Genomic DNA, 19,305 nt, shown 5'->3' with positions numbered 1-19,305 from the left:
TGCTAGGGTGAAGGCTTTCTCAAAACCAGTCCCCACCCATGACGGCAACAGCTGACCTTTGGCCCCAGCTTTTAGGCCAACTGCTGGAGCGGCAATCCCTCAGCGAGGCCCAGGCGGAGCAGCTTATGAACGGCTGGTTGCACAACCAAGTGCCGGATGTGGTGTCGGGAGCGATTTTGGCGGCTCTGCAAGCCAAGGGAGTGAGCGCCAGCGAGCTGGCCGGCATGGCGCGGGTGCTGCAGCGCGCTTCTCTGGGATCCCCTCTGGATCTGCCCCTCTTGCTGGATACCTGCGGCACCGGGGGAGATGGGGCCGGGACGTTTAACATTTCCACCGCCGTGGCCTTCGTGGTCAGCGCTGCCGGGATCCCGGTGGTAAAGCATGGCAACCGTTCCGCTTCCGGCAGAGTGGGCTCGGCGGACGTGCTGGAGGCTTTGGGGGTGAACCTCAACGCCGAGCCGGAGCGGGTGCGGGCGGCAGTGGCAGAAGTGGGCATTACCTTTCTCTTTGCCCCCAACTGGCACCCAGCGATGCGGGCGGTAGCTCCCTACCGACGGGCCCTCAAGGTGCGCACTGTTTTCAACCTGCTGGGGCCCTTGGTCAATCCTTTCTACCCCAACCGGCAGGTCATCGGGGTTTATGCGCCGGAGCTGGTGCCGGTCATGGCCGAGGCTCTGCGCCTGCTAGGGCGGAAAGCAGCCATCGTACTCCATAGCCGGGAAGGCCTTGACGAAGCTGGCCTTGCCCAGCCCACGGACTTGGCCGTTCTCTCCCAGGGATCCCTGCGCACGGAAGTCTTGAACCCGCGGGATTACGATCTCACCCCTGCGTCCGTCCAGGCTCTCCAGGGAGGGGACTTAGCGGAAAATGCCGCTATCCTCAGCCGCGTCCTCCAGGGAGAGGGGGAACCTGCCCAGCGGGATGTGGTGGCCCTCAATGCGGCGCTAGCTCTCCAGGTAGCGGGAGCTGTGGCTGACTTGAGAGCCGGAATTGCCCGCGCGCGGGAGATCCTTGCCAGCGGCGCCGCTTGGGATCGCCTGCAAAGGTTGGTCAACTTCCTCCAGCCCTGAGGCCAAGCTCTGCTTCCTTTGCCATGGGCTGGGGAACCTCCCGCCAACCCCGCTGCCCCGGCCCCCCTGTTTTAAAACTCCCGTCCTCGCCCAAAGGCCAGCACCTCCTCCACCCCCAGGCGGGGCTTGCGCGGCAAGTTGCCCGCGGCGGGGTAGCCCACCGCCAGCAGCATCACCGGCACGTAGCGGTCAGCAATGGCGAACTCCCGCTTCACCCCTTCTGGGTCAAAGCCAATCATCGGCCCGCTCACCAAGCCCTTTGCCTGGGCCGCAATCATCAAGGCCATGGCCGCTAGCGCCCCAGAGCGAATCGCCTCATCCCGCGCCAAGGTGGGGTTGTTGGCGTAGGTGGCTTGGGCCATGTTGACCCAGCTTTCTGCCCGTTCCGGGGGGAGAATCCCCGCAGCCACTGCCCTTTGGACAATCTCAGGCAGCTTCTCATAGCCTTTGAGATCCCCCAGGACAATGAACACCACCGCCGCATCCGCCACCTTCTGTTGGTTGTAGGCCAGGGCTTTGAGGCGCTCTTTGTCCTTGGGATCAGTGACGGCCACAAACCGCCAGTGCTGGATGTTGAAAGAGGAAGGAGCTTCCGTAGCATAGGCCACCAGCTCTCGGATCTCCGCTTCCGATAGAAGCCGGCTGGGATCGAAATGATCGGCGGAGACGCGCGTCTTGAGAGCAGTTAGGGCGTCCATGGATGGGCCTCCTCAAAATGGACAGCTCAAGAGCAACAGGGCTGCTCACCCCAGGGCTAACGGCAGAACTGGTAAGCAGCTCGACATTCTGGGTTCAAACAATCTGCCCCCTCCAATATATCTCCTGCTTTGGCCGGGGACAACTGGCAAGCTGGGGTTGGTCAGAGGGGATCCCTGACGCGAAGGCAGGTATGATGGAGAAGCGAGCTGGTCTCATCTGGAGGGCCAGGTGACGTTGTCCAATTGGTGTGGTGGAGGGGGAGAAGCAATCGGTGAACTTCGGTCGAGTGCTAACGGCCATGGTGACTCCCTTTACGGAAGAGGGGGAAATCAATTACGATGAGGCCGCTCGTTTGGCCGATTACTTGGTAACCCACGGCAGCGATGGCTTGGTGGTCTGCGGCACCACTGGCGAGTCTCCCACCCTCAGCTGGCAAGAGGAGTACGAACTGTTTCGGGTGGTACGGGAGGCCGTAGGGGGGCGGGCCAAGGTGATTGCCGGCACAGGCTCCAACTCCACCCGCGAGGCTATCGAAGCCACTAAAAAAGCTGCCCAGTTGGGCCTGGATGGCTCCCTCCAAGTGGTGCCCTACTACAACAAGCCCAGCCAGGCGGGGCTCTACGAGCATTTCAAGGCTATTGCCCAAGCCAGCGACTTGCCCATCATGCTCTACAACATCCCCGGCCGCACAGGGGTAAGCCTCCAGCCGGAAACAGTGGCGAAATTGGCGGAGTTGGAGACCATTGTTGCCATTAAGGAAGCCAGTGGTATAATGGACGTAGTCTCGGAAATTCGGCGGCTTACCCCCCCTCACTTTAGTATCTACTCTGGGGATGACTCCCTGACATTGCCAATTTTGTCCTTGGGAGGGAGGGGGGTAGTCAGCGTAGCCAGTCACCTGGTTGGACCGCAGCTGCAGGAATTGATCCAAAGCTACGCTGAGGGGCAGCACGAGCAAGCTTTAGCCTACCACTTACGTCTCTTGCCGCTGTTTAAGGTTTTGTTCATTGAGACCAACCCCGTTCCCATCAAGACGGCGCTGGCAATGCAGGGTTGGCAAGTGGGTCAAGTGCGCTCTCCCTTAGCCCCTCTTCAGGCCAATTCTCTACAGACTTTGCGACAAGTACTGCAAGAGATGGGGCTACTCGAGGAGGCGCAGGGATCCAAACCAGCGGCAGCAAAGGCTTCATGACCACATCTTTTTCGAGTTGTGCCTCTACTGGAGGGAGGTTTTTAGGGGAAACTTCGCGGAATTTAACCTGTGGTTAAATCAGCTGTCCTTTTAGGATTTTTTGCTCTTTCCCAACTGGGAGGGGACAGGTTCTGGTAGCAAAATCCAGCTTTCCCTGCTGACTTTGCTGCTGGCTTTCAGGGCTTTGTCTGCATCGGTTTTTGTTTGTTCAGCTGTCGCTGTTGAGGATCTGTAGCTCGTATGCCAACACCACGGACTTCGGTTGCTTCCCGTCCTGGGACCTCTGCTGCCAAGCCCACTTCCTCTCTGCAGATGATCCCGCTAGGAGGCGAACGCGAGATTGGCAAAAACACCTGGGTCTTCCGCTACGAAGACGACATCATCCTGCTGGATGCCGGCCTGGCTTTCCCCGATGAGACAATGCACGGTGTCAACATCGTGCTACCGGACATGACCTATATCAAGCAAAACCGGGACAAGCTGCGGGCAATGGTGGTTACCCACGGCCACGAAGATCACATTGGTGGGATCCCTTACCACTTGCGGGAATTTGACATCCCAGTCATCTATGGCCCCCGCTTGGCGCTGGCGCTGCTGGAGGAAAAACTGCGCGATATGGGTCTTCTGAATCGTACAGAATTGCGCCCCGTGGGGCCGCGGGATATTGTGCGCCTGAGCAAGAACTTCTTTGCCGAATTTATTCGCAATACCCACTCTTCTGCCGACAGCTTTACCGTGGCTTTGCACACGCCGGTGGGCGTTGTCATCCAGACGGGCGACTTCAAGATTGACCACACGCCGGTGGATGGCGAGCGCTTTGACCTCCATCGGCTAGCTGAGCATGGGGAAAGGGGGGTGCTCTGTCTTATCAGCGACTCCACCAATGCTGAGGTACCCGGCTTTACTCCTTCTGAAGCCGCGGTAGTGCCGGGCCTCACCAAAGCCATTGCGGAAGCTAAGGGACGGGTAATCATCACTACCTTTGCTTCTTCGGTGCATCGCCTCAATTTGGTGTTGCAGATTGCCGAGCAGCAGGGCCGGGTGGTATCTCTGCTGGGGCGCTCGATGTTAAACGTGGTGGCTCACGCGCGGCGCCTGGGCTACATCCGCTGCAAGGATGAAACGCTGCAGCCGATGCATGTCATCAACAGCTTGCCGGATGATAAGGTAATCATCCTCACCACGGGATCCCAAGGCGAACCCCTGGCTGCTTTGACCCGCATTGCTAACGGCGAGCATCCGCAGTTGCAGATTAAGCCGGGAGATACAGTGATCTGGTCGGCCAACCCCATTCCCGGCAACACGCTGGCGGTAACGCGGGTCATCGACAAGCTGATGGAGCTGGGGGCAAATGTTATCTACGGCAAAGACAAGGGGCTGCACGTCTCCGGCCACGGCTGCCAGGAAGATCAAAAGTTGATGATCGCCCTCACCCGTCCCAAGTTCTTTGTCCCCACCCACGGGGAGTACCGCATGCTGGTCAAGCACGCCGAAACGGCAATGAGCATGGGGATCCCGCGGGAAAACATCGTGATCATCGACAATGGCGATGTGGTGGAGGTGAACCAGGAGCGCATTGCTGTTGTCGGCAAGGTGCCCACGGGGGTACAGATGATTGCCGCTTCCCACGATGGGGTGGTCATGGACGAGATGCTGCAGGAGCGCCAGCAGATTGCCAGAGATGGCATGGTGACGGTGGTCATCAGCTTGGATGGCAGGGGCCAGTTGCTCTGCACGCCGCAGGTGCAAAGTTTGGGCCTGGCAGGTGAGGGCACCTCTCTCAAGGGATCCGACTTGAAACCCCTAGTGGAGGAGACCCTCAAGCAAGCATGGCCGCACTTTGCCCGCTCGCTGGAGCGGGGCAGGTTGGAGATTGACTGGGCTGGCCTCAAGGCAGAGGTGGAGCGGGTGGTGCGCCGCTTTGTCCGCGAACAACTGCCCGGCAAGCCGACGATACTGGTTTTTGTGCAGTCGCCTGAAGAGGAGTCTGGGCCGGTATCCTCTCTGCCTGTTGGGGAAGCCCAGCCGGAACAGGAACGGCTGGCCTTGGGACGGCGGCGGCGCTCCTCGGCGGCGGTGGCGGCTTCGTAAGACGGGGGTGGCTGGCTCTCAGGGCTTCCCTGGGCTGGGGAAGGAAAGTTCTGCTTTTGGGAAGCTGCTAGACGAGAGCTCTGCCAATGCCTCGGGAGCAAGGGATCCCACCTCGCTAAAGGGGGGGCAGTGGCGCTGGGGTGGGACCGGCTGCTGCAGGATCCTCAGGAAAGCCTCCGCCAGGTCGGCATATCCCCGGTCGTTGGGATGAAAGCCATCGGCTAGCGGGCCGGGGAAGAAAGACTCGCGGCGGTAGGAGCGGGGATCGCAGAGGAGGTCCACCACGGGGATCCCCTCCTGGCTCAGGGGGTTAATGGCCCGTTGGCTGAGGCCGACGGAGACCAAAGCCAGCAGCTGCCGCAGGCCCCTGGGCTGCTGCTGCCCCAGGGGGATCAGGGCAAAGTTGGGCAGGTTGGCCACCGCCAGGCGGGCTTGGGGGGCGCGGGCCCGCACCGCCTGCAGCAGGGTTTGGTAGTCGGCGGCAAATTGTTGGATCTGGCGCTCAATAAAGGGCAAGGGATCCTCGCCCTGCAGGGCTCGTTGGGCTGCGGCAAAGACAATGGCGTTGGTGTCGTTGCCGCCTACCCAGAGGGTAATCAGGGTGGCGTCGGGAGGGATGCGCGGCACTTGGTCCTGAAGCAGGTTGGCCGGGATCCCTTCCCGCAGGGCTTGCAGGGCTGGGCTGAGGACGGCTCCTGAGCGGCCCAAGTTAATTAGCTCCACCGGGCCGGGCAGTAGGCGGGCCAGGCGGGGGACATACCCCGTCCCATTGGGGCAGTCCAGGGGTTCTGAGCGCTGCGGGGGGGTGCCGGCAGCGTTGGCTGGGCCATCGCAGGAGATGGAGGCGTTGAAGCCAACGGCATCGCTGGCTCCCAGAGCCACATAGCGGGTGAGGGCGGGCGAGCTGGGCATTCTAGAGGCTTCGGAACAAGCGGTCAGCCCCCACCCCAGCATCCCGATTGCCACTGAGAGCAGCAGCAACCGAACGGGTCTGGGGGCTTGCCTCTTTTGCCAAGTAGGGGATCCCATAGGGTAGCTTTGCTGCAGAGGTGGGGGAAGCCCCCAGCCAAGCTAGCCGAAGATCAGCCAATCGGGGAGTATGGTGGGAGTATGGCGCTGCGTTTTTGCAAGTCCCGCACCTACCACGATCCCCTGCACGGCGCCATTAGCCTAGATGGCGGGGATCCGGTCGAGGCGCTGCTGATTCGCCTCATCGACACGTCGGCCTTCCAGCGCCTGCGCCGCATCCGCCAGTTGGACACCGCTTTTTTTACCTTCCATGGCGCTGAGGGCTCCCGCTTTACCCACTCGGTGGGAGTGCTGCAGGTTACGCGGCGCCTGTTTGACAAATTGGCCCGCCGCTACCCGGAGCTGCGCCCCTACCGCGCTGTAACGCTGGTTGCCGCTCTGCTGCACGACATTGGCCATGCCCCCTTTAGCCATGCCGGCGAGGAAATCTTCGGCTGCCGGCACGAGGTCTGGACGGCCCGCATCGTGCGGGAGGATCCCCAGATAGCCACGCTGGTGGCGGAGTTCGACCCGCAACTGCCGACCCAACTGGAGCAGGTGTGGCAGAAACAATTTCCCCTGCCGCTGGTGGGGCAGCTGATTGCCAGCCAACTGGACTGCGACCGCTTTGACTACCTGATGCGCGACAGCCTGCTCACCGGCGCCCAATACGGCCACCTGGATCTGGATCGCATCCTCACGGTGTTGGACTACGACCCGGAGACAGGATCCCTCTCCATTCCCGCCCGCAAGGGCCTGGGAGCCATTGAGCACTATCTGGTGGTGCGCTATTTCATGTACACCCAGGTGTACCAGCACCCCAAGAGCCTGTGTGCCCGCTTTATTTTGGAGCGGCTCTTCAAGCGGGCCCAGGTGCTGTTGCAACAGGGAAAGATCGAGTTGGATCCCATCTTGAGTGCCTGGTGTTGGGCGGCGCTGGCGGCGCAAAAGGGGGATCCCTTCGAGCTGCCTTTGCCCCTCTATTTGGCCGCTGACGATGTGATGTTCAGCTACCCTTTTCGCTTTTGGGCCATGGCGGGGAAGGATCCCATCTTGGCCGATTTGGCGCGGCGCTATTTGGATCGGGATCTGTTCAAAGCCCGCAACATCACCCGCTTGTCAGAAGAGCGACGCCAAGAGCTGGTGGCAACTCTAAGCCAGAAGATGCAGCAAGATGGCTTGGATCCAGAAAGCTACTTGGGAATTCGCTCGGCCCATGTCCAGGGCTACAGCTTCTACGACCAAGGGATCCAACTCAAAACCGAGGACGGCTACGTGGAAATTGCCCAGCTCTCGCCACTGGTGCGATCCCTGGTGGAAACGCAAAGCCAGGTTTGGCTGATCTTCCCCCGCCCCTACAGCGATATCGTAGAGAGGGCTTTGTCTGCCTAGAGGATTGGCAGATCCCAGGGCTAGGGCATGGGCAAAATCCGTTCCTTATCTGAAAGAGGGAAGCAAGAGTGGGAATCCCGGAGATCCTGGCGATGGTGTTGGCGCTAACGGCCCTGGCGATTGCCTTGGTGGCGCTGCGGCTGGGGCAGGCGCTGTGGGCTTCCCCCTGGCTGCGGGATCCCTTGCCGGAGCAAGCGGCAGAGGTCGCAGCGGCCCTGGAGCGGCTGGCGGTGATCGTGCCTGCCTACAACGAGGCGGAAAACGTGGTGGGCTGCCTAAGCAGCATCCTGGACAGCACCGCCGCCCCGCTGCAGGTCTGGCTGGTGGACGACGGCTCCACCGATGCCACCTGGGAGCTGGCCCAGGCCCTGGCTGCCGAACGGCAAGATCCGCGGCTGCACCTGCTCCAAGGGGATCTCCGCCCCCAGGGTCAAACGTGGGTGGGCAAAAACTGGGCCTGTGCCCATGCCGTTGCTGCCCTGGCCGCCCAGCCTGATCCCCCCGACTACCTGCTCTTTCTCGACTGCGACGTGCGGCTGCCATTGAAGCAGCCCTAGGACAGTTGCTGGCAAGCGGCAGCGCCTTGGTAAGCGTAGGGCCTCAGTTGGTGTGCGGCTGCCTGGCCGAGTGGCTGGTGCAGCCCATCATGATGGTCATCTTGGCGGCAGGCTACGACTTTGCCGCCGTCAACGATCCCAAGTGTCCCAAGGCCTTTGCCTTCGGGCCGTTCATGCTGTTTCGCCGCTCTGCCTACGAGCAAGTGGGCGAACACGCCGGCGTGGCCAATGTGGTTATCGAGGATGTGGCCTTGGCCCAGCGCATCAAAGTGGCTGGCCTGGGCTTGCAGATTTGCCTAGGGGGGTCGCGGGTGCGATGCCGCATGTACGCCAATGGAGCCGCCCTCTGGGAAGGGTGGACGAAAAACTGGTTCCTAGGCCTGGAGCGCAACTGGGCCCTCGCCGTGTTGGCGATGGTCACTGTCTTGGGCATCTGCAGCCTGCCCTGGCTGGGGTTGATCCTGGCTGCGGCTATGGGATCCCTGCAGGTCTTGGCGGCCAGCCTGGCCGGGATCCTAGGCCAAGGGGTCATCCGCCTGCTTCTATGGCGTTGGGCCCACCTGCCGCTGCGTTACTGGTGGCTGACGGTGGTGGGAGGCTGGGTGACGGCAGCCATCATCTTGGCTTCTGCCATCCGCACCACCAGCGGGCGCAACTGGACTTGGCGGGGCCGTCCCCTGGGGTCAAACTAGCCTGGATCCTCTGAAATCTGTTGGGAACATGGTCTAATGGGGGATGTTCGGGGAGCATCCCAAAATAAACAAGCGGCGTTGACAAGGTGTTTACAAAGGTGGGGTAGCACCATGCAGGCTTTGGTCATCGGCTCCGGGGGAAGGGAACACGCTCTGGCGTGGAAGCTGTTGCAGTCTCCCCAGATTACTCGGGTCTACTGTGCACCTGGCAACGGCGGCACGCAGCAGATGCCCCGCTGTCAATCCGTAGCGCTGGCAGCCACTGACATCGAGGGTCTAGTTCGATTCGCTACCGTTCAAGGGATCCGCCTGACGGTGGTGGGGCCGGAACTGCCCTTGGTCGCGGGAATTGTGGACGCCTTTCAGGCAGCGGGGCTCCCCATTTTTGGTCCCAGTCGCGCCGCCGCCCAACTGGAGGGAAGCAAGCTCTGGGCCAAGCAACTGATGCAGGAAGCAGGGATCCCTACGGCTCCGGCTGCTGGCTTTGCCGACTTGTCTGAGGCACTGGCCTACCTGGATTCAAGAACTCCGTCAGGCAAAGGCAGCTATCCGGTGGTGATTAAAAAAGATGGGCTGGCCGCCGGCAAGGGGGTAACCGTTGCCCACAGCCGGGAAGAAGCCGTGCAGGCCCTGGAGGCAGCCCTGGCCAAGCCGGGCGAGCGGGTGCTGATTGAGGAGTTCCTTGCCGGCCAAGAGGTCTCGGTGCTGGCTCTGACGGATGGCCAGATCTGCCTGCCGCTGCTGCCCGCCCAAGACTACAAGCGCCTTGGCGATGGCGATACCGGCCCCAATACCGGCGGCATGGGGGCCCACGCCCCAGCAGACCACCTGGTGACGCCACAGCTTTTGGCCCGCATCCAGGCCCAAGTGCTGGATCCCACCCTACAGGCGCTACAGCGGCGGGGCATTCGCTACCAGGGGGTGATCTACGCCGGCCTGATGATTGCACCCAACGGGGATCCCTATGTGTTGGAGTACAACTGCCGCTTCGGGGATCCCGAAGCCCAGGTGATCCTGCCCCTGTTGGAAAACCCTCTGGACGAGGTGCTGCTGGCCTGCATCGAGGGACGGCTGGCCGATCTTCAACTAAAGTGGAAACCTGGCTACGCCGCCTGCGTGGTCATGGCTGCCCCCGGCTACCCTGACAGCTACGAGCGAGGGATCCCCATTACTGGTCTGGAGGCTGCTGCTGCCACCGGGGCCCTGGTGTTCCATGCCGGCACTCGCCAGGTGGGCAAGCAGCTTCTCAGCGACGGCGGGCGTGTCCTCTGTTTTACCGGCCAAGGGGCAACGCTGGCGGAAGCGCTGCGCCAAGCCTATGCTGCTGTGGAGCAGGTGCAGTTCCCCAAAGCCCACTACCGTTCTGACATTGGCAGCCGCGCCCTTGGGCCTGCCGTCCGGCGAGGTGTAGTGCCCGCCTCCTAGTCCCCTTCTTTTTTCGACTGCATCTCAAAGCCCCAGAGAGGTCGCTTCTCTGGGGCTGGTAAAGCGGCTTTGAAAAAAGCTTTGATGATTAGAGCCTAACTCCTCCAGTAAAGAGACGGCAACGATAGTATCAGAATCTCAACTTTCCTTAGATTTTCTCAACGGTGGGGCTGTTTCCGGCTGAGGAGAAGAGGCCTAACGTCTTGCTCCCGAAGGCATGCAGTTGAGCATCAGGGTGCAAAGTCCCACTCTAAGCTGAGGTTGAAGGGCTTCTTCTGCCAGAGCCAGCGAGGTGGGATCCCCAGTCCTTCGGTTAAGGGCGCAGACCTTTGCGGCGCTTGAGGGTTGCAGTCGTAGAGGGTGGTGGTGTAGCGATAGGTGCGCGGCGGCCCGCCCTTGAGCCGGATGCCGCTAATCTCAAAGAGGTAGGGGCGATTGGGCTGGACGGGTCCCACCGAGTAGGTGAGAGTCTCTAGGCCAAAGGCGGGATCCCCAACCCGCAGATCCCAAACCGGCACTGCCTCGCCAGTGAGGGCATCGGTGATGCGAACTTGGGCCTGGCTGAGATCAGAGAGGCCGCCGCGGCTGGGCACCGAGAAAGACCAGCGGTAGGCAGACAAAGGCTGGCCGGAAAACCCCTCGAGGCGGTACAGGTAGCCGTCCCTCTCCGGGAAGGCAATGAACTCTGGATCTGGCACCGACTCGTCAAAACCGAAGATCCAATTGGCATTGGCCTGGGTCACCCGTCCGGCCCGCGGGTCGTAGACAATGCCGTAAGCTCCTTGGGCGTACTGGGGGTAGAGGTTCCAGCGGCGATGCCCCACATCCACGAAGTTTTCCCGGCCCGGCTCGGCAAAATAAATATCTACCTGGCGCGCCAGCACCCGCCCTGGGTCGGGGCCGTTCAGCTCCAGAATCGGGCCAATTGCCAAGTTGCTAAAGCGGGATCCCGCCGCCCCGGCAGCAGTGAAGCAACGCCAAGAGGGGGGTGGCTCGTGGCTGAGGGCGCCATTGGCCACCTGCAGCAGCGCCGCCTGCTGAGCGGCCGCCAAGAATTCGGGATTGAGCTCCACCGGCGGCAACTCGTGCAACAGCCGCAGAAAGTTCAGCCGATCCATCATCTTCTGGGCTGCTGCCGGGGTGAGGCGACCGGGATTGCAGGTGGCAACTTGCGGCTGCTCGGCATAGATGGGGCCAGCAAAGGTGCGGGTCTGGCGATCCAACTGGCAGAGGAAGTTGGCAATCGGCAGCTCTCCTGCCCGCGGAGGTTCTGGAGCTGTGAGGGATCCCCTCCCACCACAGGCAGCCACCAAAAATAGTAGGCAGAGCAAACTAAGAACTCCCCCTGCCCAGACTGGCTTCCAACTGGGCAGCCGCTGCCAAGGCATGTAAGTCCTGTAGGGTTATCGACTAGCAGGAGTAGGGGTAGGGAGGCTGGGGGGACTGACGGTGCTGCTGCTACCCTCGTCACAGGCAGACAGCAGCCCCAGGCAGAGGAACAGGGCCAGAGCCCCCAAGAGCTTGCAGGTCACTTGGGTGGGTTGAAGTGTAGCCATCGCAACAGATCTCCAAAACCCTGCCAGGCTTGACCCTGTTTTATCACACAGGGGGGAAGTGCCAGAGCAGAACCTGGTTTCTCCCCCTTGGCCCTGCCTACTAGAGATAGAGCCCAAAGCGATCCTCTCTCTCCACCCTTAGTGCTGGTAGGGATCCCCGTACCTTAATGGCACCTTAGATGAATCTGCTTTTTTGCTGCTGAATTCGGCTGCTCAAGGGATGATCTGAAACTCCAGGTTGTAGGTTTGAAGCAGGTTGATTGTCTCGTGATCGGTGAGGTTGGTGTCGGCCAGCTCCAGGTTGTAAAAATCGATAAACTCCTCGTGGTCAAAGTAGGGGCCGGCATGCCAGGTGCCCACCTCCAGTTTGATAAAGCAATCGCCGGGCACCCGAAAAGCTTGAATCTCGTCCACCTGCAGCTTCTTGCGAGGCGGTGCAACGGCAATAAACCACTCCTTGCCGTGCAGGGATCCCAGACACTGGGTGCAACGGGTGTGGTGAGTTATTTGGGTGAACCGAAGGCCACGGCGGGGCAAGCGCATGAGGTAAAAGCGGGGTTGCCCCTGATTCAAAACCAACTGGGCATCTTGGCTGTCGAAGGGTTTGTCGTCAGGGACAGGGTAGATCACCTGCCCGTAGGGGGCAAAGTTTTCCGACTCCACCAGATGGGCCTTTAGTTGGCGCAATTGGCTGCTCACTCTACCTGTCTCCTCCTTGGATATTGAGACTATCTCCGCAGCTTGCCGTAGCCTGTCTGTTTTCCCCAGCCGGATCTTAAGATACCGACGGTAGAATTAGGGGGAAGACTTAGCTCTTTGCAGAGCCCCTAGCGATGCGGCGGGATTTACAGGAGCTGGTCATTTCTCCTTCTCTAGTGGAAAAGCTTTCCGGGGTACCTATAGATTGGCTGTACCGGCCTCGGCCTGTCCGTCGCTGGAAAGATTGGCTGCGCCAGTTCTCCGCTTTTTGGGAGCTGCTGCGCCTGCTGTTGGTGCTGGATCTCTTCTGCCGTTTCTTGACCTTTTGGGCAGGGGGATCCCTAGTGACCTTGGTGGGGCGGATGGTGATCCCTGGTCTGCGCAGCAGCTGGGGCAGTTGGCTGGTGGAATGGGGGATCCTGGCAGCCATTGCCGCTTTGGGCCAAGCCTATTGGATTTTCCGCAGCCGCCGCCTGCCGCTCTTGCTGAACTTGCTGGAAGAAGTAGATCGCTACCATCAGCTTATTCAAGCTATTCACATCAACGACGAATTGGTGGAGGCAGGTAATCCTGAGGTCAAGCTGCTCCAGCGGGATCAGATTATCGAGGCCTTGAAGCTGGCTCGCAGCGACCTAATCCGCGCCTTGAAAACCGAACGGATCTTGCGGCAGAACAAAGACTTTATTGAGCAGCAAAGTGAGTTCTTTGGCGACGAGTTGACAACTCTAACTGCGCTCCAGGTAAGGGAACAGGCCAGCGAACACTCGCGGCTTTTGGAGGCTGCTTTGCAAATTGCCTTGCAGGTGCGCTCCCAAGTGAGCCAACTGCAAAAAAGGGAAGCAAGCCTATCCCCAGACAAAACTCAACCTCCCAGCGAATCTCAAAACCCAGATTCCCCTCCTCTTGGATAGGCCCTCCTAGCGGCGGCAGGTGCTGGCGACTGTTGCTGAAGCAGGGGTGGAAAACTGGAGCAGGGATCCCGAAGGTAGCAGAGCTCTAGCTTTTAAAAAATGTCCTGCTTGAGTAACTGGGCCAAGCGCTCCAGGCCCTTTTTGACCTGGCGGGAAACCGTAACGGCGCTGATCCCCAGCCGCTTTGCTGTCTCTTTTTGGGTGAGATCGTAGAGGAAAACAAGTTCTAAAATCTGGCGGGTGCGCTCCTCCAGTGCGGCAAGGGCATTTTGCAAGCGGATGCGATCTTCTTCCGCCAGTTGAAAGCTGCGGTAGCGCTGATCCGGAATGACCTCCCCTAAGGCAGCACTGTCTTCCTCTGTTTGAATGGGGGCATCAAGGCTGAGCAAGCTGCTGTTTTGCTGGGCCAGTTGCATCTCTCGCCATTCTTCCTCTGTTAGCTGCAGGGCTTCTCTTACCTCCCTTTCGGAGGGAGGACGGCCCAACTCCTGCCGCAGACGGACGATTACCTTCTTGGCTTGCCGCTGCAGAGTCGCCCAACGGCGTGGGATCCGAATTGCTGGGCTCTTGTCTCGCAGGTAGTGTTGGATTTCGCCACGAATGTAGGGAAGAGCAAAGGAGCTAAAAGCCAAGCCGCGGCTGACGTCAAAGCGTTCGATGGCTTGAATTAATCCGATGCATCCCACTTGCACCAGGTCGTCGTAGGCCTCATTGCATTGGCTGCGCCAGTGGTGGGCTTCTTTGCGCACCAAGCCGAGGTTCAGTTCTACCAGCCGATTGCGCAGGGCAGGATCCCGAGTCTGGTGGTACAGCCGCAACAGCTCGACGGTTTGGGTTTTGACGTCTTCCTGCTTGGAGGCCATGGAGACAAACGGCGTCGGTGGGTCGGGGCTGTCGAGAGGAGACCGTTGGGGAGCTATGAGCCTGGAAGTCCCTGGTTTTCCTTCAAGGCCGGATAAGGAGCCAAACAAGGGATCCCCCCTGACCTCGAACTTTTCCAGATCAGACCTCTACTGGGCCCAACTGGGGAGCAACCTGCAGGCAAACCCTTTCAAAGCGTGACCATCAAGATGCTACCAGATGTTACTAAGAACACAGCCTGCCCTTCAGACCGCGGCGGGGAGCCACCGGCAAAGGGAAAATTGGCGGCTTGCGTCGGCAAAAGAGCCTCCCTTTCCTCCGCCATTGGGCGGAATGCTGTTGGGCCTCTCAGGTAGCGGAGGGAGGGCTCTTGGGGTCAGCAGCGGGGGGCGGCCATGAGTTGCAGGGCCAGAGAGAGGCTAGGAATGCCGCAAAGCTTGGCTCGCTGCGAATGGGATCGAAGTAGGGTTCGGAGGCAAGTAAGGGGCAGTAGCGTTCTGGCTGCAGCCGCAGAGCTTGCTCTAAGGCTTGGAGGGCCTGGGGCACTTGGCCTTCCCAGGCGCAGCAGCAGGCTTTGGCGTAGTGGGCATCGGCATTGTTGGGATCCAGCTCCAGAGCCCGTTCAAAACTCTGAATGGCCAGCCCATAGAGCTCCAAGTCCATCAGCACTAGGCCGCGCTGCAGCCAGAGCTGGGAGCGCTGGGGATCCTGGGCTAGAGCGCGGTCGTAGCTGTTGAGAGCTTCCATCCAGTTGCCCAGCTGGTGGTGGGCAAGGGCGTGGCCGGCCCAGAGGGAAGCAGATTCGCAGCCCAGTTGCAGGGCTCGCTCGTAGCTGGCCAGGGCCTCAGCGTAGCGCTCCAGGTGCACCAAAGCCAGCCCGCGGCTCTGCCAAAGCTGGGGATCCAGGGGATTGATGGCCAGGGCCTTGTCGTAGCTGTTCACCGCCTCCTGCCACCGCTCCAGGGAGGCCAAGGTCAGCCCGTGCAGATGCCAGGCTTCTCCACTGTCGGGGCGCAAGGTGAGAACCTGCTCGTAGGCGCGCAGGGCCTCTTGGTAGCGGCCCAGTTGCCGCAGCGTGTTGGCCTGGTTAAAGCGGGCCTCAAAAAAATCCGGCTTTAGGTGCAGAGCCCGCTCGTAGCTGGCCAGCGCTTCCTGGTGACGGCCAAGCTCGTCTAGCAGCGAGCCACGATTGTTCCAAGCTTCGGGAAAGTCCGGCTTCAGCTCTAGGGCCCGGTCGTAGCTAGCTAGAGCGGCTTGCGCCTGCCCCAAGTGGTCGAGGAGGGTGGCGCGGTTGTACCAGGCAATGGGATCCTGCGGCCGCTCTGCCACTGCCTCCTCGAAAGGCTGCAGTTGGGCCGCCTGTTGCGCCGTAAGGGCAGAGAGGTCAACCGCTGTTGCTGGCAAAACAGTTGTCGAGTCGGGGGGAGCAGCCCGCTGCTGCCGCCGCAGCCACCAGGCCCAGCCTCCCACCAGGAGCAGCAGGCCTACCCCCAGTACCAGCGCGCCCAGGTCGATTGGGGCAGTTGCCAACGGCATGACCTACTACATCATCACCAAAAAGGGCAGGGGATCGCTGGGTCCTGCCGGCGAGATGAGCTCAATGCGCTTTTCGCCAGGGTAGGTGCTGGGATCAATCTCAAAGGTAACTGTCAGGGCCTCGGCGCTGGCCTGCACTGGCTCTTGGGAGCGCCCCAAGGGATCCCCGAAGCTAACCCGGATCCCCTTGCCTGCCGGGCTGACCCGGATCTCGGTTACCTGATCCAGATGGGATCCCTCGAGAGTACAGACGATGATGTCCCCTACAAAAGCCTCCCGCGGCCAACCGCGCCGCACGATGGGTCTGGACATGTTGGCTCCCTCGGTCTTTTACTCTCCATTTTCCTCTTTCTGCTCCACCCCAAAACGGCTCTGATGGCACAGGGGTTCTGCCATCACCGCTTGCCACCCTTCCAGAGAAGAGCTGCTTTGGGGAAAAGCAACAGCAGATGCCCGCTGCAACACCTGGCCGTCTGAACCCACGCTCACCAAGCGGGGACTCTCTCCCAGGCTGTCGGCTACGGCAAACAGCACCCGTCCCTTTGCCGCGGCATCCCAGCCCAGTAGCTCTGCATAGGCCAGTGCTGGGGGTGGATCCCAGATTTGCACCGGTGGGATCTGGCTCGAGCCGGTGGGCAAAGGCCAGATCACCGCCCGATCCCAGCTTAAGTCGGTCTGGAACCAGCCTGTGTACTCCCGCGCCAGCAGGGTGTTGTCCTGCCAGGCTAGCGGCAGGATCATGGCAAAATCCAAGGGCTCAACAGGGTCGTACACAGACGCTGCCGCCTGATAGATCACGTGCAAAGCTTGGGTACGGAGGTTCTCAGCAAACAGCACACTGGTCAACCGACTGGCCTGCGGTGTGGCCACCAAATCCAGCCGCGTGTACACCTGCCACTGGGGATCCGGAGCCGGCAGCGGCTGGCTGCGCAGCAGGCCCACCAGCGTACACTGCCGCTGCCCTGCCTCTTCCTGCAAGGAGTACACCCACTCCCAGGGCAGGGGCAAGGGAGAGGAGCTTTCTGGGGCAGCCGTTGCCCGATCCCTCAACCAGATACCGCTCCCCTCTGTCCAGCCAATCCAAACCGCCAACAGGGCTCCCCCCAGTTGCCACAGGCAGCTTCCCCTGCGCCAGTTCTCCATTTGCCCGACCTTCCTGCCCCTCCAGTTGGCTAGGCCTTGGCCGACAGCCGCACCTGTACCGACCGGCTATGGGCGGGTAACCCCTCCGCTTGCGCCAGCGCTTGAATGGCACCGGCCACCTCTTGCAGGGCTGCCGAGCCGTACTGGATTAAGCTGGAGTGCTTCAGGAAGGTTTCTACCCCCAGCGCTGAAGCGTAGCGGGCTGCCCCTGCCGTAGGCAAGGTGTGGTTGGGTCCGGCCAGGTAGTCCCCCACCGCCTCTGGGGTATAGTGTCCCAAGAAGATTGCCCCCGCATGGCGAATCGCATCTACCAGGGCCCAGGGATCGGCTACCTGGAGCTCCAGGTGTTCTGGCGCAAACTGGTTGGACAAGTTGACCGCCGTGGCCAGATCGGGCACCACCCCAATTAGCCCGTAGTTGGCCACCGCCTTTTCCACCATGAGGCGATTGGGATGCTCCTCGATCTGGGTAGCTACCGCCTGCTGCACCTGTTGGGCCAGCTGGAGGTCTGGAGTAAGCAGGATGGCCGCTGCCAGGGGGTCATGCTCGGCCTGGGCCAGGAGATCGGCAGCAACATAAAGGGGGTTGGCGCTCTCATCGGCAATGATCACCACTTCCGAAGGACCGGCCAAGGAGTCGATGCCCACTGTGCCATACACCAGCTTTTTGGCCAGGGTTACGTAGATGTTGCCGGGGCCCGTGATCACGTCCACCTTGGGGATGGTCTCGGTTCCATAGGCCAGTGCTGCAATCGCCTGGGCCCCGCCGACGCGATAGATGGTGTGGATACCTACTTCTTGGGCGGCCACCAAAATGGCGGGGTGAATCCCCTTGCCTCCTGAGCCGTCGGATCCTGGTGGGGTTACCATGACAATTTCCGGCACTCCCGCCACCTTGGCTGGAATGGCATTCATCAACACGGTACTGGGATAGGCGGCGCGCCCTCCGGGAATGTAGAGGCCAGCGCGATCCACTGGGCGGTACTGCTTGCCCAAGACAATCTCGGGACCAGGAAAGCTCACCCAACTGCTGGGCACCCGCTGCCGGTGGAAGGCTTCGATGCGCTGTTTGGCCAGGCGCAGAGCCGAGAGCAGTTGCGGCGAGACTGCCTGGTAGGCCGCCTCCAGCTCCGCCCCCGAGACCCTTAGCTCAGCTACGCTGAGCTCCACCTGGTCGAACTCTGCCGTGTAGGCCAGCAGGGCCCGATCCCCCTGGCGGCGCACTGCTTGCAGGATCTCCCGCACAGTTGCCTCGCGATGAAGGTTTTGCTCAGCCTGAGTGCGCTCCGAGATCCGTCTGAGCTCCGCTTCGGCCTCGGCTAGCTGGGTAACAATTCTCAGCATGGCAACTCCTTCGCCTGGCTTATTGTAGGCAGAGAGTGAGGGATCCCATCTGCGCCTAGCACGCTCCACAGGGGCTATGGTCATAGCTTAGCCTGGATTTTCCGCCGCCAAGCCCTCCTCAGAGGGCTAAGGGGGCATCCCTCTGCAGTAGCTGGGATCTCCAGAGCTAGCAGTTGTTTCAAGGAGTATTAATTTGTGTTAGGACTATATTACAGTAGGCTATGGTGAAGCTAAAACAGTTGTTGAGGAATCCGTCGCCTCTAGCGATTGCTGACCATGCCCACCTCTGCTCAGCTGCCTACAGAGCAAGCTCTCCAGCCTTCGGTAGCAGCAGACCAGGAGCCTTTCTTGGGGCTGCTGCGGGATCTGGCGCGGGCTTACCAAGCCTTTGAAAATTGCGCCAGCGCTCACATTCGTCAAATGGGGCTGACCGCCCCCCAATTTGATGTGTTGGTAACTCTTGGCAACACTCCCGGCCTGACAATGAATGTCCTGGCCCAAAAAACACTGGTTACCAAAGGAACACTGACCGGGATCGTGGATCGCCTGGAACAAAAGGGGCTGGTGCGTCGCGAGGTACCTCCAGAAAACCGCCGCTGCTTTAGGGTCGTGCTCACTGAAGAGGGGGAAAAACTGTTTGAACAGATCTTCCCGGCCCACGTGGCCTACCTGAAAGAGCGTTTTCAAAAGCTGAGTCCCGAAGAGATGGCTCAGATCCAAGCCTGTTTGAAAAAGCTGCAGGCAATTTTCTACTCGGGAGAGGCTGAGCAGCGGGACTTTTCAGCGGCTGCAGTCGGCTCTGCCTAGGGCCAGATCGAGGAGCTGGCCACTGCCTCACCCCAAAACCCAGAGCATGAAAGCCACCCCCAGCGTGACGACGCCAAAGAGGGCATAGCTGATCCGGCGCAGTGGCTGCAGGTGCATGGCATGGAGATCCTTAAGCCAACCCAGCCCCAGCGACTCCACAAAGCGATCTAACACTGCTTGCAGGGGGTAGGCGTAAACGGAATCCTGCTCCTTGAAGTTGACCAGTACAACTAGAAGCGTGGCGTAGCTCCAGAGGAGGCCCCAGAGCACAGCACTCAACCCGATCAAGATGGGCTCAAGCATCGACCTTCCTGAGTCTCCCG

The 19,305-nt window shown here is 60.8% G+C and carries 19 protein-coding genes; 9 read left to right on the top strand and 10 right to left on the bottom strand.

The window, feature by feature from the left end:
• The first annotated feature begins 38 nt into the window (after positions 1-38).
• Positions 39-1,070 (top strand): anthranilate phosphoribosyltransferase, encoded by a 1,032-nt coding sequence (trpD, locus tag NW822_RS06515; protein WP_414403911.1) that lies wholly within the window; start codon positions 39-41, stop codon positions 1,068-1,070.
• A gap of 71 nt (positions 1,071-1,141) precedes the next feature.
• Here the strand turns inward: trpD and NW822_RS06510 are convergent, their stop codons facing one another.
• The gene (locus NW822_RS06510; protein ID WP_414360284.1) at positions 1,142-1,768 is read right to left on the bottom strand and encodes a nitroreductase family protein; all 627 of its coding nucleotides are present in this window, start codon (positions 1,766-1,768) and stop codon (positions 1,142-1,144) included.
• 272 nt (positions 1,769-2,040) lie between these two features.
• On the opposite strand from NW822_RS06510, the gene dapA reads away from it, so the two are divergent.
• Together dapA and NW822_RS06500 are read left to right on the top strand one after the other, a co-directional pair.
• Positions 2,041-2,961, top strand: coding sequence for a 4-hydroxy-tetrahydrodipicolinate synthase (dapA, locus tag NW822_RS06505; protein ID WP_414403910.1), 921 nt, complete (start codon positions 2,041-2,043; stop codon positions 2,959-2,961).
• 240 nt (positions 2,962-3,201) lie between these two features.
• A complete protein-coding gene (locus tag NW822_RS06500) occupies positions 3,202-5,052 on the top strand; it encodes a ribonuclease J (RefSeq protein WP_414360278.1) in 1,851 nt (616 codons plus the stop codon).
• Between the two features lie 18 nt (positions 5,053-5,070).
• On the opposite strand, the gene NW822_RS06495 is transcribed toward NW822_RS06500, so the two are convergent.
• Positions 5,071-5,964 (bottom strand): SGNH/GDSL hydrolase family protein, encoded by an 894-nt coding sequence (locus NW822_RS06495; RefSeq protein WP_414403909.1) that lies wholly within the window; start codon positions 5,962-5,964, stop codon positions 5,071-5,073.
• Between the two features lie 198 nt (positions 5,965-6,162).
• Here NW822_RS06495 and NW822_RS06490 point away from each other — a divergent pair, with 198 nt between their 5' ends.
• The 4 genes from NW822_RS06490 to purD all read left to right on the top strand — a co-directional run bounded on the left by NW822_RS06490 (position 6,163) and on the right by purD (position 10,126).
• Positions 6,163-7,452 (top strand): HD domain-containing protein, encoded by a 1,290-nt coding sequence (locus tag NW822_RS06490; protein ID WP_414403908.1) that lies wholly within the window; start codon positions 6,163-6,165, stop codon positions 7,450-7,452.
• 68 nt (positions 7,453-7,520) lie between these two features.
• Entirely contained in the window at positions 7,521-8,009 is a 489-nt protein-coding gene (locus NW822_RS06485; protein ID WP_414403907.1) for a glycosyltransferase family 2 protein, read from the top strand.
• A gap of 26 nt (positions 8,010-8,035) precedes the next feature.
• Positions 8,036-8,701 carry a glycosyltransferase gene (locus NW822_RS06480; protein ID WP_414403906.1) on the top strand — a complete coding sequence of 222 codons (666 nt, stop codon included), beginning with the start codon at positions 8,036-8,038 and terminating at the stop codon, positions 8,699-8,701.
• Positions 8,702-8,812: 111 nt separating this feature from the next.
• A complete protein-coding gene (purD, locus tag NW822_RS06475; RefSeq protein WP_414403905.1) occupies positions 8,813-10,126 on the top strand; it encodes a phosphoribosylamine--glycine ligase in 1,314 nt (437 codons plus the stop codon).
• Positions 10,127-10,356: 230 nt separating this feature from the next.
• On the opposite strand, the gene NW822_RS06470 is transcribed toward purD, so the two are convergent.
• Together NW822_RS06470 and NW822_RS06465 are read right to left on the bottom strand one after the other, a co-directional pair.
• Positions 10,357-11,514 (bottom strand): CAP domain-containing protein, encoded by a 1,158-nt coding sequence (locus NW822_RS06470; protein ID WP_414403904.1) that lies wholly within the window; start codon positions 11,512-11,514, stop codon positions 10,357-10,359.
• 381 nt (positions 11,515-11,895) lie between these two features.
• On the bottom strand, positions 11,896-12,381 hold the full coding sequence (locus NW822_RS06465; protein ID WP_414403903.1) for an ureidoglycolate lyase: 486 nt from the start codon (positions 12,379-12,381) through the stop codon (positions 11,896-11,898).
• Positions 12,382-12,515: 134 nt separating this feature from the next.
• Here NW822_RS06465 and NW822_RS06460 point away from each other — a divergent pair, with 134 nt between their 5' ends.
• The gene (locus NW822_RS06460; protein ID WP_414403902.1) at positions 12,516-13,292 is read left to right on the top strand and encodes a hypothetical protein; all 777 of its coding nucleotides are present in this window, start codon (positions 12,516-12,518) and stop codon (positions 13,290-13,292) included.
• A 92-nt stretch (positions 13,293-13,384) separates the two neighbouring features.
• On the opposite strand, the gene NW822_RS06455 is transcribed toward NW822_RS06460, so the two are convergent.
• The 5 genes from NW822_RS06455 to hisD form a co-directional block, all read right to left on the bottom strand.
• Positions 13,385-14,155 carry an RNA polymerase sigma factor SigF gene (locus NW822_RS06455; RefSeq protein ID WP_414403901.1) on the bottom strand — a complete coding sequence of 257 codons (771 nt, stop codon included), beginning with the start codon at positions 14,153-14,155 and terminating at the stop codon, positions 13,385-13,387.
• A 346-nt stretch (positions 14,156-14,501) separates the two neighbouring features.
• A complete protein-coding gene (locus tag NW822_RS06450; protein ID WP_414403900.1) occupies positions 14,502-15,689 on the bottom strand; it encodes a tetratricopeptide repeat protein in 1,188 nt (395 codons plus the stop codon).
• Positions 15,690-15,695: 6 nt separating this feature from the next.
• A complete protein-coding gene (locus tag NW822_RS06445; RefSeq protein ID WP_414360249.1) occupies positions 15,696-16,001 on the bottom strand; it encodes a hypothetical protein in 306 nt (101 codons plus the stop codon).
• Between the two features lie 18 nt (positions 16,002-16,019).
• The gene (locus NW822_RS06440) at positions 16,020-16,832 is read right to left on the bottom strand and encodes a hypothetical protein (RefSeq protein WP_414403899.1); all 813 of its coding nucleotides are present in this window, start codon (positions 16,830-16,832) and stop codon (positions 16,020-16,022) included.
• A gap of 29 nt (positions 16,833-16,861) precedes the next feature.
• On the bottom strand, positions 16,862-18,175 hold the full coding sequence (gene hisD / locus NW822_RS06435; protein WP_414360247.1) for a histidinol dehydrogenase: 1,314 nt from the start codon (positions 18,173-18,175) through the stop codon (positions 16,862-16,864).
• A 276-nt stretch (positions 18,176-18,451) separates the two neighbouring features.
• On the opposite strand from hisD, the gene NW822_RS06430 reads away from it, so the two are divergent.
• Positions 18,452-18,982: a MarR family winged helix-turn-helix transcriptional regulator gene (locus tag NW822_RS06430; RefSeq protein ID WP_414403898.1), complete on the top strand. Its 531-nt coding sequence runs from the start codon at positions 18,452-18,454 to the stop codon at positions 18,980-18,982.
• Between the two features lie 27 nt (positions 18,983-19,009).
• On the opposite strand, the gene NW822_RS06425 is transcribed toward NW822_RS06430, so the two are convergent.
• A complete protein-coding gene (locus NW822_RS06425; RefSeq protein ID WP_414403897.1) occupies positions 19,010-19,285 on the bottom strand; it encodes a hypothetical protein in 276 nt (91 codons plus the stop codon).
• Positions 19,286-19,305: the final 20 nt, after the last annotated feature.

Origin of the sequence: Synechococcus sp. H70.2 (assembly GCF_047462275.1) — a bacterium.
Lineage (GTDB): Bacteria > Cyanobacteriota > Cyanobacteriia > Thermostichales > Thermostichaceae > Thermostichus.
The sequence above is the reverse complement of the archived record's forward strand: the minus strand, read 5'-3'. Positions and strand labels throughout refer to the sequence as shown.

Coding starts and splice junctions, on each gene's coding strand:
- NW822_RS06500 (WP_414360278.1), top strand. CDS start 3,202: ATGCCAACACCACGGACTTCGGTTGCTTCCCGTCCTGGGACCTCTGCT.
- purD (WP_414403905.1), top strand. CDS start 8,813: ATGCAGGCTTTGGTCATCGGCTCCGGGGGAAGGGAACACGCTCTGGCG.
- NW822_RS06430 (WP_414403898.1), top strand. CDS start 18,452: ATGCCCACCTCTGCTCAGCTGCCTACAGAGCAAGCTCTCCAGCCTTCG.
- NW822_RS06425 (WP_414403897.1), bottom strand. CDS start 19,285: ATGCTTGAGCCCATCTTGATCGGGTTGAGTGCTGTGCTCTGGGGCCTC.
- hisD (WP_414360247.1), bottom strand. CDS start 18,175: ATGCTGAGAATTGTTACCCAGCTAGCCGAGGCCGAAGCGGAGCTCAGA.
- NW822_RS06460 (WP_414403902.1), top strand. CDS start 12,516: ATGCGGCGGGATTTACAGGAGCTGGTCATTTCTCCTTCTCTAGTGGAA.
- NW822_RS06440 (WP_414403899.1), bottom strand. CDS start 16,832: ATGGAGAACTGGCGCAGGGGAAGCTGCCTGTGGCAACTGGGGGGAGCC.
- NW822_RS06490 (WP_414403908.1), top strand. CDS start 6,163: ATGGCGCTGCGTTTTTGCAAGTCCCGCACCTACCACGATCCCCTGCAC.
- NW822_RS06445 (WP_414360249.1), bottom strand. CDS start 16,001: ATGTCCAGACCCATCGTGCGGCGCGGTTGGCCGCGGGAGGCTTTTGTA.
- NW822_RS06470 (WP_414403904.1), bottom strand. CDS start 11,514: ATGCCTTGGCAGCGGCTGCCCAGTTGGAAGCCAGTCTGGGCAGGGGGA.
- trpD (WP_414403911.1), top strand. CDS start 39: ATGACGGCAACAGCTGACCTTTGGCCCCAGCTTTTAGGCCAACTGCTG.
- NW822_RS06455 (WP_414403901.1), bottom strand. CDS start 14,155: ATGGCCTCCAAGCAGGAAGACGTCAAAACCCAAACCGTCGAGCTGTTG.
- NW822_RS06450 (WP_414403900.1), bottom strand. CDS start 15,689: ATGCCGTTGGCAACTGCCCCAATCGACCTGGGCGCGCTGGTACTGGGG.
- NW822_RS06495 (WP_414403909.1), bottom strand. CDS start 5,964: ATGCCCAGCTCGCCCGCCCTCACCCGCTATGTGGCTCTGGGAGCCAGC.
- NW822_RS06510 (WP_414360284.1), bottom strand. CDS start 1,768: ATGGACGCCCTAACTGCTCTCAAGACGCGCGTCTCCGCCGATCATTTC.